The sequence below is a fragment of the Vibrio sp. Vb0598 genome (assembly GCF_033338935.1).
Taxonomy (GTDB): Bacteria; Pseudomonadota; Gammaproteobacteria; order Enterobacterales; family Vibrionaceae; genus Vibrio; species Vibrio alginolyticus.
In genome coordinates, this window is record NZ_JAWOTP010000055.1 from 1 (window position 1) to 2096 (window position 2096).

General features: G+C 42.3%; 2 protein-coding genes and 2 pseudogenes. All 4 read left to right on the forward strand.

Features of this window, described 5'->3' with window-relative positions; all coding sequences use genetic code 11:
* A pseudogene (locus R7Q38_RS22780) lies at positions 1–198 on the forward strand (hypothetical protein); the annotation flags it as partial.
* Positions 199–1191: 993 nt separating this feature from the next.
* Positions 1192–1599, forward strand: coding sequence for a helix-turn-helix domain-containing protein (locus tag R7Q38_RS22785; protein WP_206975737.1), 408 nt, complete (start codon positions 1192–1194; stop codon positions 1597–1599).
* A gap of 74 nt (positions 1600–1673) precedes the next feature.
* Positions 1674–1874, forward strand: a complete 201-nt coding sequence (locus tag R7Q38_RS22790; protein ID WP_046821154.1) for a hypothetical protein — start codon at positions 1674–1676, stop codon at positions 1872–1874.
* Positions 1867–2096 (forward strand): annotated as a pseudogene (locus R7Q38_RS22795) (hypothetical protein); the annotation flags it as partial. The gene R7Q38_RS22790 and the pseudogene R7Q38_RS22795, both read left to right, overlap by 8 nt.

The window sequence follows — 2096 nt, forward strand, 5'->3', positions numbered from 1 at the left end:
TACCGATGGGATGACGGCGAGGAAATCCCCCCTATCATTCGTAGGCTTTGGGCTCTTGAATCTGGGCGCTATCTTCCTGATGTTACGGGGTTTTCTAAGTGGGCATTTAAGTCTGGTCATATTGTCACACCAGATGGAGCTACCTACTCTGAGGGGCAACTTCGCCACGCTCTTTTTCTGTTAGATCAGGTCTTATAATTAGCTCTGTTGGGAAATAAAAATTTGGGAGCCTTGTGCTCCCTTTTTTGTTTCTCAATTGAGCCGACAAGCGGAGATATTCTTGATTTTTGTTACCTAATTCAAATCCGCGCGTCAGCTTCACAAATATGTATAAATACGTCTTCTTACATATCCCTTGGTTGTTAGCTGCAAACGACGACTGACGACGACGATGACTGAGGAGGAGGAAATAGGAGGTGCAGCGTCATCCCCGTATAGTAATACGGGGTGAAAGTACCTTGTTTTTCCGCAAAATGTCGAATTTGTGATAACCCCCTTACTGTATTACGGGGGTAAATTAAACCTATTCATGGAGCTTTGTTGTACAATTCGACAAAATGTCGAAATAAGGTAACTTATGCATCCGTCCGAGTTTAAGCGCATTCGAAAGTCTGTTTTAAAGCTTAGTCAGTCCGAATTAGGCGATAAGCTGGATCTCTCCAATGATTCGATAAGTAGATTTGAAACGGGTAAATATCCAGTCGATAAAAGGACTGAATTTGCCCTTCTGTGGTTACAGCATTTAGAACTACCCCTAGAAGCTCCTGTAACGCCTCCTGTGCAAAAAAGTGAGGTATTAGAATCTTGCTCTGTAGATCTTCTTATTTCCCCTCCTGTGCATTCTGACGACGAAAAGAGGGATAGATTTGGTCCTGTCCCTGACTCATCAAAAAGAGCCAAGGCTAGGTCTAATCGAAAAAAGAAAAAGAAAAAGCGATAGCGCTATTTGTTCTATGGTTTGTTCTATGGTTTGTTGGTGTGAACCTCTCACAGTAGGGTAGAGGAATTTCTCACAGTAGGCTTGTGAACCTCTCACAGTAGGGCATGTGAACCTCTTACAGTAGGTTTGTGTATAAAATGCACCTAGAGGTTGTGTAAAATTACATATGGGGTTATATTCAACAGGTACAAAAAAACCGCCATTACAGGGTTGCAGCCCTAGGCGGTTTCTTTATTCATCTGAGGGATATTATGGCAAAGAAGAGCCAAAGGAGCCAGTACGATCTAATGCATCCTTTATTCGAAGCAATGAAAAAAGAAAGCTTGCCATCTACGCAGCGTTTATTGCTGCTCGGTTTGTATAGATTTGTGGACGGTGAGGGCGTTTGCTTCCCTAGCTATAAAGCTTTGATGGAAGAAACTGGGCTTTCTAACAAAACCATAGCGACCACTATCAAAAAACTTGTTGATTCTGGTTGGATTACATATGAGCCAGGTGATAAAGCAAGGAGTCAATCCAATACATATCATCTTAATCTCGAGCGTTTGGGGTTAACTACTCAATCAAAGATTGTGCCTATCGACGGTTACATTGCTCAAGATGGGACTAAGTGGGCTTGCGCTGCTGATTATTGGAAGTCCAGACAGCAAACAATTTAAATTCATAAACGCCATGCATTCAGATTGCCGTCTGAACGCATGGCTAATCATAACTAGCTTACAAGGGGCTAATCATGACTAACTCACATCCTATTGAAAAGGACGTGTTTTACAACCGTCTATCGCAATTAATCGTTTCAACTGATTTAAATCCAGTCGAACGCGTTCTATTTCTAGCCACGTTTGAATCTTGGTACAACTTTCAAAGCTATGCTGTGTACCAATCCATTTCCGAAAAAGCCATCCAAGCTTTGGAGGAATGTATTCATGCGTAGTGTTGATTGGGAGAACGCCGTTAAATTCTTTGCTCCAATTTCCAAAAGCAACAGAATCCACCCTAACTTTATCTTTAGATTTCAACACTTAGCATTAAGTGAACATCGAGCTGCTGAAATTGCTTGTGTCGATTTGGATCAAGTCTACCGATGGGATGACGGCGAGGAAATCCCCCCTATCATTCGTAGGCTTTGGGCTCTTGAATCTGGGCGCTATCTTCC

Excerpts from the sequence above, each read along its gene's own strand:
- R7Q38_RS22785 (WP_206975737.1), top strand. The coding sequence starts at position 1,192 with ATGGCAAAGAAGAGCCAAAGGAGCCAGTACGATCTAATGCATCCTTTA.
- R7Q38_RS22790 (WP_046821154.1), top strand. The coding sequence starts at position 1,674 with ATGACTAACTCACATCCTATTGAAAAGGACGTGTTTTACAACCGTCTA.